Origin of the sequence: Winogradskya humida, from assembly GCF_016862215.1 — a bacterium.
Classification (GTDB): domain Bacteria; phylum Actinomycetota; class Actinomycetes; order Mycobacteriales; family Micromonosporaceae; genus Actinoplanes; species Actinoplanes humidus.
The window spans coordinates 167617-181486 of the sequence record NZ_BOMN01000027.1; the positions used below are offsets into that span (position 1 = coordinate 167617).

The 13870-nt window shown below is 69.8% G+C and carries 15 protein-coding genes and 1 pseudogene; 8 read left to right on the forward strand and 8 right to left on the reverse strand.

Annotation, left to right across the window (positions count from 1 at the left end):
* Nucleotides 1-156: 156 nt before the first annotated feature.
* Nucleotides 157-1116 carry an alpha/beta fold hydrolase gene (locus Ahu01nite_RS11650; RefSeq protein WP_203836474.1) on the reverse strand — a complete coding sequence of 320 codons (960 nt, stop codon included), beginning with the start codon at nucleotides 1114-1116 and terminating at the stop codon, nucleotides 157-159.
* On the reverse strand, nucleotides 1116-2963 hold the full coding sequence (locus Ahu01nite_RS11655; protein WP_239158778.1) for a Daple: 1848 nt from the start codon (nucleotides 2961-2963) through the stop codon (nucleotides 1116-1118). The genes Ahu01nite_RS11650 and Ahu01nite_RS11655 overlap by 1 nt, the downstream gene beginning before the upstream one ends.
* Nucleotides 2964-3203: 240 nt before the next feature.
* Between Ahu01nite_RS11655 and Ahu01nite_RS11660 the strand changes: the two genes are divergently transcribed.
* The 3 genes from Ahu01nite_RS11660 (at nucleotide 3204) to Ahu01nite_RS11670 (ending at nucleotide 6369) form a co-directional block, all read left to right on the forward strand.
* Nucleotides 3204-3866 carry a TetR/AcrR family transcriptional regulator gene (locus Ahu01nite_RS11660; RefSeq protein ID WP_203836476.1) on the forward strand — a complete coding sequence of 221 codons (663 nt, stop codon included), beginning with the start codon at nucleotides 3204-3206 and terminating at the stop codon, nucleotides 3864-3866.
* A 36-nt stretch (nucleotides 3867-3902) separates the two neighbouring features.
* Nucleotides 3903-4127: a DUF3107 domain-containing protein gene (locus Ahu01nite_RS11665; protein ID WP_203836477.1), complete on the forward strand. Its 225-nt coding sequence runs from the start codon at nucleotides 3903-3905 to the stop codon at nucleotides 4125-4127.
* 382 nt (nucleotides 4128-4509) lie between these two features.
* Complete coding sequence (locus Ahu01nite_RS11670) at nucleotides 4510-6369, forward strand: DEAD/DEAH box helicase (RefSeq protein WP_203836478.1); 1860 nt, start codon at nucleotides 4510-4512, stop codon at nucleotides 6367-6369.
* A gap of 73 nt (nucleotides 6370-6442) precedes the next feature.
* Here the strand turns inward: Ahu01nite_RS11670 and Ahu01nite_RS11675 are convergent, their stop codons facing one another.
* From Ahu01nite_RS11675 to Ahu01nite_RS11695, 5 genes are all read right to left on the reverse strand, one after another.
* Nucleotides 6443-6736 (reverse strand): DUF2470 domain-containing protein, encoded by a 294-nt coding sequence (locus Ahu01nite_RS11675; protein WP_203836479.1) that lies wholly within the window; start codon nucleotides 6734-6736, stop codon nucleotides 6443-6445.
* Nucleotides 6733-7371 carry a biliverdin-producing heme oxygenase gene (locus Ahu01nite_RS11680; RefSeq protein WP_203836480.1) on the reverse strand — a complete coding sequence of 213 codons (639 nt, stop codon included), beginning with the start codon at nucleotides 7369-7371 and terminating at the stop codon, nucleotides 6733-6735. Before Ahu01nite_RS11680 ends, Ahu01nite_RS11675 begins: the two co-directional genes overlap by 4 nt.
* Before the next feature lie 69 nt (nucleotides 7372-7440).
* Nucleotides 7441-8442 (reverse strand): DUF8832 domain-containing protein, encoded by a 1002-nt coding sequence (locus Ahu01nite_RS11685; protein WP_203836481.1) that lies wholly within the window; start codon nucleotides 8440-8442, stop codon nucleotides 7441-7443.
* A complete protein-coding gene (locus Ahu01nite_RS11690; protein WP_203836482.1) occupies nucleotides 8435-8647 on the reverse strand; it encodes a heavy-metal-associated domain-containing protein in 213 nt (70 codons plus the stop codon). Before Ahu01nite_RS11690 ends, Ahu01nite_RS11685 begins: the two co-directional genes overlap by 8 nt.
* A gap of 26 nt (nucleotides 8648-8673) precedes the next feature.
* On the reverse strand, nucleotides 8674-8979 hold the full coding sequence (locus Ahu01nite_RS11695) for a metal-sensitive transcriptional regulator (protein WP_239158779.1): 306 nt from the start codon (nucleotides 8977-8979) through the stop codon (nucleotides 8674-8676).
* A gap of 74 nt (nucleotides 8980-9053) precedes the next feature.
* Between Ahu01nite_RS11695 and Ahu01nite_RS11700 the strand changes: the two genes are divergently transcribed.
* The 5 genes from Ahu01nite_RS11700 (at nucleotide 9054) to Ahu01nite_RS11720 (ending at nucleotide 13501) form a co-directional block, all read left to right on the forward strand.
* The gene (locus Ahu01nite_RS11700) at nucleotides 9054-10022 is read left to right on the forward strand and encodes a C40 family peptidase (RefSeq protein WP_203836483.1); all 969 of its coding nucleotides are present in this window, start codon (nucleotides 9054-9056) and stop codon (nucleotides 10020-10022) included.
* Nucleotides 10023-10084: 62 nt separating this feature from the next.
* On the forward strand, nucleotides 10085-10855 hold the full coding sequence (locus Ahu01nite_RS11705; RefSeq protein WP_203836484.1) for an MBL fold metallo-hydrolase: 771 nt from the start codon (nucleotides 10085-10087) through the stop codon (nucleotides 10853-10855).
* Nucleotides 10856-10935: 80 nt separating this feature from the next.
* The gene (locus Ahu01nite_RS11710; protein ID WP_239158780.1) at nucleotides 10936-11730 is read left to right on the forward strand and encodes a VanZ family protein; all 795 of its coding nucleotides are present in this window, start codon (nucleotides 10936-10938) and stop codon (nucleotides 11728-11730) included.
* A gap of 9 nt (nucleotides 11731-11739) precedes the next feature.
* Nucleotides 11740-12405, forward strand: a complete 666-nt coding sequence (locus tag Ahu01nite_RS11715) for a response regulator transcription factor (protein WP_203836485.1) — start codon at nucleotides 11740-11742, stop codon at nucleotides 12403-12405.
* A complete protein-coding gene (locus tag Ahu01nite_RS11720) occupies nucleotides 12398-13501 on the forward strand; it encodes a sensor histidine kinase (RefSeq protein WP_203836486.1) in 1104 nt (367 codons plus the stop codon). The genes Ahu01nite_RS11715 and Ahu01nite_RS11720 overlap by 8 nt, the downstream gene beginning before the upstream one ends.
* A 158-nt stretch (nucleotides 13502-13659) precedes the next feature.
* On the opposite strand, the pseudogene Ahu01nite_RS11725 reads toward Ahu01nite_RS11720, so the two are convergent.
* A pseudogene (locus tag Ahu01nite_RS11725) lies at nucleotides 13660-13870 on the reverse strand (hypothetical protein); the annotation flags it as partial.

Genomic DNA, 13870 nt, shown 5'->3' on the forward strand with positions numbered 1-13870 from the left:
CCGTCAGGGTGCCACACGGCATCGGGGGTGATTCGCGCGCCTGTTGTCACTGAGATCTCTTACCCAGCGGCGCGCGTGGCGTATCCCCGAACGCCGATTGTCACCCCGCCGGGGAGCCGAACCGGTTGTCACCCCGCCGGGGAGCGGAACCGATTGTCACCCCACCGGGGAGCGGACGTCCTGGAGGAGACCGACGATTGCGCGGGCGATCACCCGGGGGACCTCCATCTGGGCCACGTGGCCGACGCCGGGCAGGAGCAGCAGGCGGCTGTCGGGGATCACGCGGGCGACCTGGGCCGGCACCCGCGGGTCGATCAGGGTGTCGCGAAGACCGCCGGTGATGAGGGTGGGCACGGTGACACGCGCGGCCAGCCGCCACTGGGAGTTGACCCCCGGAAGGTACGCCCGGAGGAAACTCGACACGAGCCCTCGCAGCGTGCCCATGTAGGCCCGGGGATAGTGCTCGACGGTGTAGCGCAGCCGGATCTCCTCGATCGCCTCGAACCGGCGCTGGTCGCTGACCTTCGCGGTGTCGCCGAAGCAGGCGAGCAGCACCTGTTTGGCCTGCTCCTCGGCGGTGATGCGGCTGATGCCCCAGGCGAAGAGCCGGTCGGCGCGGGGCAGTGCGAGCAGCGGCAGGATCGGCCCGTGTGCCGTACGCCGCGGGTTGAGGAAGGGCATGGCCGGGCTGATGAGGGTCAGGGTGCGTACGAGGTCGGGGCGCAGCGCTGCCACCCGTACTGAAATGGATCCGCCCAGCGAATTGCCGACCAGATGGACCGGGCCGCGGGCCTCGTGGTCGAGGAAGCCGATGAGCCGGTCGGCGAACGCCTGGATGGAGTATCGCCTGCTGGGGTCGCTGTAACCGAAGCCGGGCAGGTCGACGGCCTGGGCGTCGAAGCGGTCGGTGAGCAGGCCGGCGAGGTCGGTGAAATTCTGCGAGGAGCCGCCGAGGCCGTGCACGTAGACGGCTGGCTCGGCGCCGGGCGCGGTGGCCGGGGTGTCGCGGACGTGCAGCATCGTGCCGTCGATCATGACCTTGCGGGCCGGCCAGGGCGGCGGGACGGCACCCGCCACCGGCAGGGCGTCGTCCGCCGCGAGTTGTGCACCCTTCATCAGGACAAGAGTGCCTCCAGCCGGCGGTTCACCGCCGCCAATGTGGCGCGAACCATCGCGTGCCGGTCGTCACCGGTGACCACGGCCGAGCCGGCGAGCTGCTCGACCCACCCGTCGGTGGCGAGCAGGACGATGACCACGGCCACCTGGATAGATCCGAAGGGTACGGCGGCCGCGTGCTCGATGAAGCACTTGGCCGGCCCGTCGGCATGCCCGGAGCGGGTGAGGATCTGGTCGACGGCGTTGGCGGTCGCCGTGGCGCAGAGGCGCAGCAGGTAGCCGTCGACCGAGGGTCCGGTGGCCTCACCGGCGGCGATCTGGCCGTCGACGACGAGCCGGACCTTGACCGTGGCCTCGGTGCCGAACGTGTTGACCTGGACGTTCTCGATCATGATGCGCGGGCCGGGGCGGGAACCGGCGTCGAGCAGCGGCCGGGGTGCGGCCGGGTCGACGCCGCTGGGGATGTGCTCGGAGGTGGTGGGCAGGCGCTGCGGCAGGCCGCGGCCGGCGGGGTTCGGCTGGCTGGGCACGAACGGCGCGAGCGGGACGCCGGCCGGGGGCGACGACGAGGGTGCCATCGGTGCGCGTCCCGCGATGGGCGGGCCGGACGGGGGTGCGGATGTCGGGGCAGGCGCGGCCGAAACGGGCCGGGCGGGTGGCGCGGAGCGCGGTGCGACCGTCGGGATGGACCGGGACGCGGTGAGCGGCGGACCGGTGGAGGGTGGCGCCGAGCGCGGCGCGGGGGCTCCGGCACGGGGCGGGTCGTCGAGCGGCCCGCCCGCCATCGGCATCGCGCCCTGCATCGCGGCGTCGAGGCCCATCCGGTCCTGGAGCAGACGGGCGACCTGCCGGCTCACCTCGGCCGGGTCGGCGCCCTCGGCGAGGTCGAGGCGCAGGCTGTGCGCACCGGCCGGGGTAGTGCGCAGCGCGGCGTCCCGGACTCCGTCGACCTCGCGGACCGCCTCGAGGATGGCGTTGACGTCGAAACCCTCGTGCCGCTCCTGGGGCGCGTCGTCACGGCGCAGGTGCGTCGCGATCCGCGCGAGCGCGGGGGTCTCGGCCGTTGGCTCCACGGACGGCGGCTCCGGGACAGTGGGCACGTCCGGCTCGGCCGGGACGCGCTGGGGCAGGGCGGGAAATGCTTGCTCGCCCGGGGTCCCGGGGCCGGGGTCTCCGGGCCGGGTGAACGCCGGTTGCGGTGCCTCATAGGGCAACCGGCGTGGGAAGCTGGAGGGATCGTACGACGGACGATTCAACCTTTGATCACCGGAACGTGACTCGTCGGTAGCCGGCAGGACCCGGGGCAGGCCCGCGGCGGGGGTGGGTTCGAGCGCGTGACGCGCTGACTCGGGGACGGCCCAGTCGGAGCGCGGACCGGGCGCTGCGGGGCGTACCGATGGAAAAGGCCTGTCGCCGTTGTAGGACGACCTGGGCTGGCGCGCATCGTCCAGGTCTCCCTCATAGGGGTACGGCGGGGCGCTCGACGGCAGCAGCCCCGGCGTGGTCTCGTCGCCGCGCAGCAACTCGGGCGACAGCGGATCGGGCCGGGCCGGCGGCGCCGGAGGGGCGGCCGGCCCGTCGCCGTTGGGTGACAGGTGGTTGAGCAGGTCCGAATAGCGGGCGCGGCTCGAGGACCAGCGCGGCGCGGCGGCGTTCTCGAGCGGGAAAGGCTCGATGTCGGACGCGGGCTCGGGCAGGTCGGCCTCAGGGGCGGGCGGGAACGACTGCGGGAGATGGAAGGGACGGGCCTCGGTCGCCGGTCGGCGCCAGGCCGGGATGTCCGCTTCGGCGTCCAGTGCGGCACCCGCGTTGGACCACGGGCTCTCCCGCGCGGCCCAGCCGTTCAACAGGGTGCGGTCACGCGAATCAGCACCGGTACCACCTTCCGCGGTACCTGCGTCACCGTTTTGCCCTGTTTCGTCCACCACGCGCTCCTCGCTTGCCCCGTGCTGAGGCTACCGTGTGGGGGCAGTGGCGATAAGTTGCAGCGTCGCGACAATTGCCCGCCCGGAACGCGACAGACGACGAACCGGGCAATCCGCTTCGCGCACCCGCGGGATCGGACCTAGCACCGGAGGTTGGTAGACATGACCGCTGCGTCCGGCGGGGCACAGACGGCGGGGCGCCCGACGCGCCTGCCGCGCTCCGCGCGTCGTAAGCAACTGCTTGCCGCCGCGCAGCAGATCTTCGTGGCTCAGGGGTATCACGCCGCGGCCATGGACGAGATCGCCGAGCGGGCCGGGGTCTCCAAGCCGGTCCTCTACCAGCACTTCCCCGGCAAGCTCGAGCTCTATCTGGCGCTGCTGGACACGCACTGCGACGCGATAATCGCCAAGGTTCGCAGCGCGATGATGGCCACCCCGGACAACAAGGAGCGGGTCAAAGGCGCCGTCCGGGCGTATTTCGACTTCGTCGATCACGAGAGCGAGGCGTTCCGGCTCGTCTTCGAGTCCGACCTGCGCAACGACCCCCAGGTCCGCGAGCGGGTCGAACGAGTCGAGCAGGGCTGCATCGCCGCGGTCACCGACACTGTGGTCTCCGACACGGGTCTCAACCGCGCCAACGCCGAGCTGATCGCGTCGGGCCTGGTCGGAGCCGCGGGGCAGGCGGCGCAGTTCTGGCTCGCCTCGGGCCGCCAGACCGCGAAACCCGAGGCGGAAGCCCTGGTCGCGGCCCTGATCTGGCGGGGTATCGCCAGCTTCCCCCTGCATGGTGAGTCAACGCCGGGAACGTCCGCGGAAATCGGCTAGCCTTCAGGTCGGAAGACTGCTGAAAGGGAGGACCCCGTGGAGGTCAAGATCGGCGTGCAGTACGCCGCGCGCGAGCTGGTGCTGGAGAGCGCGCAGACGCCGGCCGAGGTCGAGCAGGCTGTGACCGAGGCGATGGCCAAGGACAGCGTCCTCACCCTGACCGACGAGAAGGGCCGCAAGGTGATCGTCCCGATCTCCAAGGTGGCCTACGTGGAGATCGCCGAGAGCGCCAACCGCCCGTTCGGCTTCACCACCCGCTGAGTCGGGAGTTTCATCGCTCCATCGGCAACCGGAGTTTCATCGCTCCACCGGCAAAATGCAGCGAATTTACGTCAGGGGATCCGCCGGGGTCCCCTGACGTAGCTTTACCACCCCGTGAGCTTCGGCCTGAGGTGCACAATCTCTCTGTCGGGTAGACTTGGCACGTCGCCGCAGACGTCGATCCATTCAGCGTTGACCAGATCCCGGTGTTTGTTGACCAGATCCGGGTCTTTCTCGCTGGCAGCGGGTCTTTTCCGCTGCTCCATCGCCGCGGCGACGCGCGTGCGGCCCGCGAGCTCTCATCTCGCGTGTGGCCCGCGCCCTACCCAGACCGCGCCCAGGAATTCGACGGGCGCACCACGAGAGGCACCCGTAGAACTTCATGACCGACATCGAAACGAATGAGACAGAACCCGCCCTGGTACCGGTACTGACCCGCGCCCCCGTCCGCGCCGACAGCCCGACCTTCGCCGAGCTGGGCGTCCGCGCCGAGACCGTGGAGGCGCTCGCCGCCGCCGGGATCACCCGGGCCTTCGCCATCCAGGAGTATGCGCTCCCCATCGCCTTGCGCGGCACGGACCTCATCGGTCAGGCGCCCACCGGCACGGGCAAGACCCTCGGCTTCGGCCTGCCCATCCTCGAGCGGGTCACCGCCCCCTCGGAGGGCGCCGACGGCAAGCCGCAGGCCCTCATCGTCGTCCCGACCCGCGAGCTCGGCATCCAGGTCGCGCGTGACCTCGCCGCCGCCGGTGCGACCCGCGGCGTGCGGGTGCTGCCGATCTACGGCGGCGTCGCGTACGAGCCGCAGGTCGAGACCCTGAAGAAGGGTGTCGAGATCCTGGTCGGCACCCCCGGCCGACTGCTCGACCTCGCGAAGCAGAAGCAGCTCAACCTCAAGTCCATCAAGGCGCTCGTGCTCGACGAGGCCGACCGGATGCTCGACCTGGGCTTCCTGGAGGACGTCGAGAAGATCCTCGCGATGCTCCCCGAGCAGCGTCAGACGATGCTGTTCTCGGCGACCATGCCGGACCCGATCGTCGCGCTGTCGCGCCGGTTCCTGAACCACCCGGTGACCATCCACGCCGGTCACACCGCGGACAGTGGCCCCTCGCCGCTGACCAAGCAGGTCGTCTATCGCACCCACCCGCTGAACAAGCTGGAGATGGTTGCCCGCATCCTGCAGGCCCGCGACCGCGGCCTGACGATGATCTTCACCCGCACCAAGCGGGCCGCCGACCGGGTCGCCGAGGACCTCGACTTCCGTGGCTTCGCCGTCGCGGCCGTCCACGGTGACCTCGGCCAGGGCGCTCGCGAGCGGGCACTGCGCGCGTTCCGCAGCGGCAAGATCGACGTCCTGGTCGCCACCGACGTCGCGGCCCGCGGTCTCGACGTCTCGGGCGTCACGCACGTCATCAATTATGACTGCCCCGAGGACCCGGACACCTACACGCACCGCATCGGCCGCACCGGCCGGGCCGGCGCCACCGGCGTCGCCGTGACGTTCGTGGACTGGGAGGACATGCCGCGCTGGGTGCTCATCGACAAGTCGATGGGGCTCAACATGCCGCAGCCGCCGGAGACGTACCACACCTCGCCGGCCCTCTACGCCGACCTGGACATCCCGGCCGACATCTCGGGGACCCTGCCGACCGCCGACCGCAGCCGGGTGGGCCTCTCCGCCGAGGTCGAGGAAGACCTGGGCGGCACCCGTCGGCGCGGGCGCAACGACCGGAACGACCGTGGTGGCGACCGCAATGACCGCGGTGGTGACCGTGACAGTGGTGGCCGCTCGGCCCGCCCGCCGCGCAGCCGCTCCCGCCGTGGTGGCGACGACGCCCCGGCCCCGGCCCCGGCCGCAGCCGCGCCCGTGTCGGACGCCGCCGAGACAGCAGTAGCGCCTTCTTCCGAGGAGGCCTCCGACCGGCCGCGCCGGCAGCGTCGTCGTCGCAAGGTCGCGGACGGCGTCACAGGCGAGGCCGCAGCGGCGGAGTCCGGCACCGTGGTCCCGACGTTCTCCGCTGCGGAGTCGGACGGTCCTGCGGCTTCCGACGCCGGTTCGGACAACGGGTCGGACAACGGCTCGGACAACGGCTCGGACAACGGCTCGGCCGATGGTGAGACGCGGCCCCGCCGGCGTCGCCGTCGTGGTGCCCGTGGTGCCGGGGACGCTGCGGAGTCTGTGACCGCGGGCGAGATGTCCGGTGGTTCCGAGGCCGGCGTCGGCACGGGCACCGAGGACTGATCATTGTCGGGTGCGCTTTCGGCGTACCGTAAAAATCAGGGCGTCCCACCGACTGGCGGGACGCCCATTTACGTCAGTGCGTGGGCTCTATGCCCAGGGCCACGCATGCCTGCTGGTACATGCGGACGGCCTCGCCACGCACCTGCCTGCGCTCGGTGAGGCGCTGCGCGAACGGAATCCGCACCGGCACCGCTATGCCGTCCACAGTGGCCTCGAAGTCCATGCCGTCGGCGTCCATCCCGGACATCCGCGCCGCGCTGGCCGACCCGATCCCGGCCAGCCCCCGCACGATGAGCACATTGTCGTCGGCGTGATCGCCGTTCATGTGGCTCGCGATCTGCGCGACGACCTCCGGGGTGAACGTCATGACCAGCGCTCCTTCAGCTCGGCGAGAACGGCGATGTTCAGCCTGTACGCCTCCACGACCTCGGTCAGGAAGCGCTCCTCATCCTCCGGGGAGAACGCCGCCCCGTCGAGCAGTTCGCGGTAGCCGGTCCGGAAAGCGGGCGGCTCGATCCCGTCGAACACGAAGAACTCATGGCCGGCACCGTCCAGCCCGTACGCCTTGGCGATGGCCGGCCCCAGATACTGACCACCGGAGAGGTCGCCCAGATAACGCGTGTAGTGGTGCGCGACGAAACCCCACGGCTCGTCGAACGCCACCTCGCGCATCCGCTCGCAGTACTCCTCGGTGGCCGGCAACGGTTCCTTGACCTCGACCGTCAGATGCGCGAGGTCGGCCGTGAGCGCGGGCAGGCGGGTCAGCTCCGGGAAGACGAACCGGCCGGCGACCGGGTCGCCGGCCATCGCCGCGGCCGCCTGCTCGAGCGTCTCGTAGATGAAGTAGTGCTGGGTGGCGAGGTCCGCATACGCCGCGCGTGGCAGGTCCCCGGCGGCGAGCCGATCGAGGAACCCGCTCCCCTGCGCCGCGTCATGGTCAGGCCGGGTCCCCGTCCGCAACCGTACGGACAGTGGCTCCGTCGCAGGATCGGCCAACGTCATAGCAGCACCTCCATGCTTGGTTAGGGGAGCCTAACCCAGCCTGACCCGGTTTGGAGATCCACATTTTCGTCAGGACCCGACGACGACCGTGTACGCCGCGGTGTGCACCTGGCCGGCCACCTGGAAGTCGAAGAACATGCGGTAGCGGCCCGGGCCGGGAGCGGCCAGCCAGAACTTCACCGCACCATCCGCGAGCTGCGGCTCCGGATGCACGTGGACATAGCCGACGTCACCCTCGCGGAGCACAACAAGATGACCGAATGCTCCTAGGTACGGCTCGAGCGCCGCCGATTTACCCGCCTGATCACGGACGGTCAGGAGGAGGGGCTGGGTGGAGCCGATCTGCGGGCTGCCTGCGTACGAAACGGTGAAGGTGCCGGCAGTCGCCTCGGTGACCGGCGCGGGGAGCGGGACCGGGACGTAGTTTCCGGCGACCGTGAGATCGACGCCCAGGGCGACCGGAGTCTGCCGGCCGCCGACGATCGCCGTGAAGTCAGCGATCGCGCGGTAGCTGCCGGGCTCGGCCGGGGGAAGGTCGATCGACCAGGTGCCGTCCGGGGCCATCGTGGGGTGCAGGTGCTGGAAGCCGGTGAGGTCGCGGCGGATCACCACGAAGTGCAGGGGCTTGTCGTGGACCACCGCGTAGGTGGTGATGGGGGCACCGCCCGCTCCGGTGATGCGGAAGCTGAACTTCTGCTTCTTGCCCGCTTGCAGGGTCGCGGTCTCGGGGACCATCGTCAGGCCGCTCGCGGTGAGCGCCAGGCCGCCTACCGATTCCCCGGTCGCCGGCGCGACTGCCGCTGCCTGAGAGACCGTGCCGTCCGCGTTATGAACGTGGGCCGGCTGACCGGCGTCGTCATGCGACATTCCCGACATATCCGTCATTTGCGGTTGCGGCGGGGTGGCCGCTGCTTCGACCGAGTTGTTCAAGCGGCCGATGCCGTAGCCCGCGAAGAGGACCACGACGAGGGCCGCGCCGAAGGTGGCCAGCCGGAAGGCCGCGCTTCGCTCTTCCGTTTTCTGGGGGGCGGCTTTTTGGGGGGCGGCGTTTTCTGGGGCGGCTTCAGGCATTGGCCAGCTCGTAGCCGGCCTCGTCGACCGCGGCACGGACGGCGTCGTCGGTGAGGGGCTCGGTGCTCGTGACGGTGACGGCTCCGCTGCCCAGGTCGATCTCCACACCGGCAACGCCGGGAAGCTCGGACAGCTCACTCGTGACGGCCTGGACGCAGTGGCCGCAGGTCATGCCGGAGACGGTGTATGTGCTGGTGACAGCCATGACTGACACTCCCTCTATTCGATGATTCAGGACCGGACCAGGCGCGCGATGGCGTCGGAGGCTTCCTTGACCTTGGCGGTGGGGTCACCGGCGCGCGCGGCGTCGACGACGCAGTGTGCGAGATGGTCCTCCAGCAACCCGACGGCGACAGCCTGCAGGGCACTCTTCGCGGCGGAGATCTGAGTGAGGACATCGATACAGTACGTGTCCTCGTCGACCATCCGCTGCAGCCCCCGGATCTGCCCCTCGATGCGCCGCAACCGGCCGAGCAGGGCAGCCTTGTCCCCCGAGTATCCGTGCGGCCCGACGTGCTCGTGCTCCTCGGTCGTCATACCGCCAGCATACCCCCCACCCGTATCCGTACCCTATCCCGTGGCTTTTGTGGCTTTTGCGTCGTTATCAACCCGTGCCAACTCTCGCCCGAGCCCTCGCAGCGGCGGTGCTGTCGGCTCTGCTGCTCACCGGCCCCGCCGCTTTCGCCTCGCCGCTCAAGGACAAACCGACCGCTGCGGAGCTCGACAAGCAGATCGCCGCGGCCGCGCGCCAGCTCGAGGTGATCGTCGAGCAGTACAACAACTCGCGTGAGGACCTGCGAGCCACTCGGGAGCGTACGAGAAGCCTGGGTGTGACCTTGCGCCCCCTCACCCGGGCCCTGGGCACCCGGCAGGCCCTGATGGACGACCTGATGTCGCGCACCTACCAGCGCACGCGGTCCGGCCCGACGGTCACCCTGCTCGCCTCCGCGAACCCCCACGAGTTCGTCGACAAGCTGCTCATCCTGAACCAGCTCGCCACCACCTCCCGGAACGCGGCGAAAAACCTGCGCCGGGCCCGAGCCGACGTCGTCAGCACCCGGACGACCCTCAACGCCCTCGCCGCCCAGCAACGCACCCTCGAACTCCAGCTCATCACGCGCAAAGCCACGGTCACCGGCGAGATCAACACCCTCAGGCAAATGCGATCCCTGACGTACGCGGGGAGCTCACGTTTCGGGCCTTCCCCCGAAGCCACCCCGCCGCCCTACATCGCCGGCGCCGCGGGTCGCGTGGTCGACTTCGCGTTCGCCCAGCTCGGCAAGCCGTACTCGTGGGGCGCTGACGGACCGAACGCGTACGACTGCTCCGGTCTGACCATGGACGCCTGGCAGCAGGCCGGCATCAACCTCCCGCACAACGCCGCCCGGCAGTACGGGTCGCTACCCCACGTGAGCAGGAGCGACCTCCGCCCCGGCGACCTCGTCTTCTTCTACGCACCGATCAGCCATGTGGGCGTCTACATCGGAGACGGCAAAATGATCCACGCCCCCGAGTACGGCGAGAACATCCGGATCGCCACCATCGACACCCAGCCGATCAGCGGTTTCGGGCGGCCCTAGCCTTTGGCTGTTTCGGGCGGCCCTAGCCTTTGGCTGTTTCGGGCGGCTCTAGCCTTCGGGTTGTGAAGATTCACCATCTTAATTGCGGCACGATGCTGATGCCTACCGCGCCCATGGTCGCCCACGTGCTGCTGCTCGAGACCGCCCAGGGCCTGGTCCTGGTCGACACCGGCTTCGGATTGCAGGACATCGCCGACCCGGGACGCAGGCTCGGACCGGTCCGTACCCTGATCCGACCGGTCCTGCGCCCCGAGGAAACCGCCGCCCACCAGGTCGAACGGCTCGGCTTCCGCCGCGAGGACGTACGCCACATCCTCATCACCCACTTCGACCTCGACCACATCGGCGGCATCGCCGACTTCCCCCACGCGTCGATCCACGTCACCGCCACCGAAGCCCTCGGCGCCCGAACCACCCCGACCCGTATGGAGAAGAACCGCTACCGCCCACTCCAATGGGCCCACGGTCCGAAACTGGTCGAACACACCCCCGCCGGCGAACCGTGGCAAGGTTTCGCCGCAGCCCAGCCCCTCACCGGTATCGACGAGGGAATCGTCCTCATCGCCCTGCCCGGCCACACCCGCGGCCACATGGCCGTAGCCGTCGACGCCGGCAACCGCTGGATTCTCCACGCAGGCGACGCGTTCTACCACCGGGGCACCATCGACGGCACCACCCGCGCACCCCTCGCCCTGCGCATCCAGGAACGCCTCGTGGCCCACGACATCACCAAGGTCCGCGCCAACCACGCCCGGCTCGCCGAACTGCACCGGTCAGGCCTCGCCGTCATCAGCGCCCACGACCCGGTCCTGTTCGCCGCGTTCGCGTCCTAGGCCTGTTGTATCGCGTTGTATCGCGGGCGTATCCAAAACTGCATACGCCAAGGCAACGGGCCTCCCTCTCTAATAGGGGGATGCAGCTCCGCCGTGTCTTGCCGATTGTCGCCGTCCTGGTCATAGTCGGCCTGGGGTACGTCGCGCGACGGCCTCTCACGATGGCCGCCCCGGCATGCATGGCCGGACGGTGGCACGGCTGCTTCGACACGGAAAACGGCGTGGTCCTCATGACGCTGATCGGCCTGCCGTTCGCCCTGCTCGCGGCCGGGGCCCTCACACTCCTGCGCCGCACCGCCCGCCGTCCGCCTGCCGCTGGTCTCCCTTCGGCGTGGCGGTTCTCGGTGGCCGAGGTCGGCATGATCTATGGGACGGCGCCGTTCCTGTGGATGACCCTGATGCCGGGCCCCGGCGCCGGCATCGTCCCAGGCAGAGTGAGCCTGATCCCGTTACGCGACCTGGTAACGATGGGCCCCATCGGCATCGGCGGCAACCTGCTGGTCTTCGCGGCGCTGGGGTTCTTCGCACCGATCCGGTTCGCGGCACTGGCATCCGTCCCCCGGATCATGGCACTCGCGGCAGGCTGCTCAATCCTGGTCGAAATCTCCCAGTACGCCTTCCAGCTCGACCGCGTGTCCTCCGTGGACGACGTGCTCGTCAACACCGCCGGCGCCGTACTCGCCGCCCTGGGATCACGCCGCTGGTGGCGCACCGCAGCCTCCCCTCCCACTTCCCCTCCCACTCCCGTTCCTCCTCCCGCTCCCACTTCCGCTCCCGTCTCTCCTTGCGCTCCTACTTCCGCTCCCGTCTTTCCTAGCCCTCCTACTTCCCCTTCCGCTCCTCGGCGGGCTGATCTCGATGTCCGATATGAATAGGCTTGCGGCATGCGCGTACTGATCGTGGAGGACGAGCCCCACCTGGCCGAAGCCGTCCGTGACGGTCTGCGGCTGGAAGCGATCGCGGCCGACATTGCTGGCGACGGCGACTCCGCCCTGGAACTGCTCAGCGTCAACTCCTACGACCTTGCAGTCCTCGACCGCGACATCCCCGGCCCCTCCGGCGACGAGGTGGCCAGGCGCATCATCGCGTCCGGCAGCAGAATGCCGATCCTCATGCTCACGGCCGCCGACCGGATCGATGACAAAGCCTCCGGGTTCGAGCTCGGCGCCGACGACTACCTCACCAAGCCGTTCGAGTTGCGTGAGCTCGTCCTGCGGCTCCGCGCACTCGACCGCAGACGCGCGTACGCCCGGCCCCCGGTCCACGAGCTCGAAGGCCTACGCCTCGACCCCTTCCGCCGCGAGGTCTTCCGCGACGACCGCTACGTCGCCCTGACCCGCAAGCAGTTCGCCGTGCTGGAAGTCCTGGTCGCCGCCGAGGGCGGAATCGTCAGCGCCGAAGAACTGCTGGCCCGCGCCTGGGACGAAAACGCGAACCCCCTCACCAACGCCGTCCGCATCACCGTCTCCGCCCTGCGCAAACGCCTCGGCGAACCCTGGATCATCGCCACCGTCGCCGGCGTCGGCTACCGAATCGACCTTCATGGCTAGGCTCCCCGGGGCGAGCGTCCGCCTCAAACTCGCCCTCAGCTACGCCGCTTTCCTCATGATCGCGGGCGCCCTGCTGCTCGCCGCGGTCTGGGTCTTCCTCCTGCGCTACGTCCCCGACCAGGCAAAACTCATCGTCCCGGACACCACCCAGATCACCACCGGCGTCTTCCCCATCCGATCCAACCTGTTGCGCTTCTTCGCACCCCGCGCCGCCGCCGTGCTCGCATTCCTGCTCGTGTTCGGTCTCGCCGGAGGCTGGATCCTCGCCGGCCGCATGCTCGCCCCGCTGGCCCGCATCACCGAGGCCACCCGCACGGCCAAGGCCGGGTCGCTCGCCCACCGCATCCTGCTCCAGGGCCGCAACGACGAGTTCCGCGAACTAGCCGACGCCTTCGACTCCATGCTCGCGCGACTCGAATCCCACATCGCCCAGCAGCAACGCTTCGCCGCGAACGCCTCCCACGAACTACGCACCCCGCTGGCAATCTCGCGAACACTCCTCGAGGTCGCCCGCAACGACCCAGCCCGCGGCCCCGACGAACTCATCGAACGCCTCCACGCCGCCAACAACCGAGCAATCAACCTCACCGAGGCCCTCCTCCTACTCAGCCGCGGCAACCAGGGAACCTTCACCCGCGAACCCGTCGACCTCTCCCTCATAGCCGAAGAAGCCACCGAAACACTGCTCCCCCTAGCCGAACAACGCCAGATCACCCTCGACATCACCAGCCGCCCAGCCCCCACCAACGGCTCCCCCGAGCTGCTCTCCAGAATGACAACAAACCTCATCCAGAACGCCATCGTCCACAACCTCCCCACAGGCGGCACAATCACGATCCACACCGAATCAACCGGCACAACAAGCCTGCTGCAAGTCACCAACACAGGCCGCCAACTCCCACCCGACCTCCTCCCCACCCTCACCGAACCCTTCCAACGAGGAACGGAACGCACCCACACCAACGACCACTCCGGCGTAGGCCTCGGCCTGGCCATCGTCCACACCATCGTCCACGCCCACCACGGAACCCTCACCCTCATCCCCAACCCCAACGGCGGCCTCCTCATCACGGTCCAGCTCCCCCTCACGCCATAGCCACCGTCCCAGAGCCGAAGCAGCGCAGACCAGTTCCCTAACCACCGCCCCCGAAGCCGTAACCACCGCTCCTGGATCCGTAGCCACCGCTCCGAGCCCCAGCCCCCGGAGCCCGTAGCTATCGCCCCAGTGCTGTAGCTATTCGCCCGGAGCCATAGCTATAACCAGCCGAAGCGGCACAGGGCGGTGCCGTAGCCGTGTCGCCCGGTGCATGAGTCACCGCCCCGGGCCGGGCGGGCCAGGCGGCCCGGGGCGGCCCGGGGCAGGCCGGGGCAGGCCGGAGCAGGCCGGAGCAGGCCGGAGCAGGCCGGAGCAGGCCGGAGCAGGCCGGAGCAGGCCGGAGCAGGCCGGAGCAGGCCGGGGCAGGCC

Bases quoted from the DNA above. Each gene is read 5' to 3' on its own strand.
- Ahu01nite_RS11670 (WP_203836478.1), top strand. From the start codon at position 4,510: ATGACCGACATCGAAACGAATGAGACAGAACCCGCCCTGGTACCGGTA.
- Ahu01nite_RS11720 (WP_203836486.1), top strand. From the start codon at position 12,398: ATGGCTAGGCTCCCCGGGGCGAGCGTCCGCCTCAAACTCGCCCTCAGC.
- Ahu01nite_RS11650 (WP_203836474.1), bottom strand. From the start codon at position 1,116: ATGAAGGGTGCACAACTCGCGGCGGACGACGCCCTGCCGGTGGCGGGT.
- Ahu01nite_RS11680 (WP_203836480.1), bottom strand. From the start codon at position 7,371: ATGACGTTGGCCGATCCTGCGACGGAGCCACTGTCCGTACGGTTGCGG.
- Ahu01nite_RS11685 (WP_203836481.1), bottom strand. From the start codon at position 8,442: ATGCCTGAAGCCGCCCCAGAAAACGCCGCCCCCCAAAAAGCCGCCCCC.
- Ahu01nite_RS11690 (WP_203836482.1), bottom strand. From the start codon at position 8,647: ATGGCTGTCACCAGCACATACACCGTCTCCGGCATGACCTGCGGCCAC.
- Ahu01nite_RS11715 (WP_203836485.1), top strand. From the start codon at position 11,740: ATGCGCGTACTGATCGTGGAGGACGAGCCCCACCTGGCCGAAGCCGTC.
- Ahu01nite_RS11710 (WP_239158780.1), top strand. From the start codon at position 10,936: ATGCAGCTCCGCCGTGTCTTGCCGATTGTCGCCGTCCTGGTCATAGTC.
- Ahu01nite_RS11695 (WP_239158779.1), bottom strand. From the start codon at position 8,979: ATGACGACCGAGGAGCACGAGCACGTCGGGCCGCACGGATACTCGGGG.
- Ahu01nite_RS11675 (WP_203836479.1), bottom strand. From the start codon at position 6,736: ATGACGTTCACCCCGGAGGTCGTCGCGCAGATCGCGAGCCACATGAAC.
- Ahu01nite_RS11660 (WP_203836476.1), top strand. From the start codon at position 3,204: ATGACCGCTGCGTCCGGCGGGGCACAGACGGCGGGGCGCCCGACGCGC.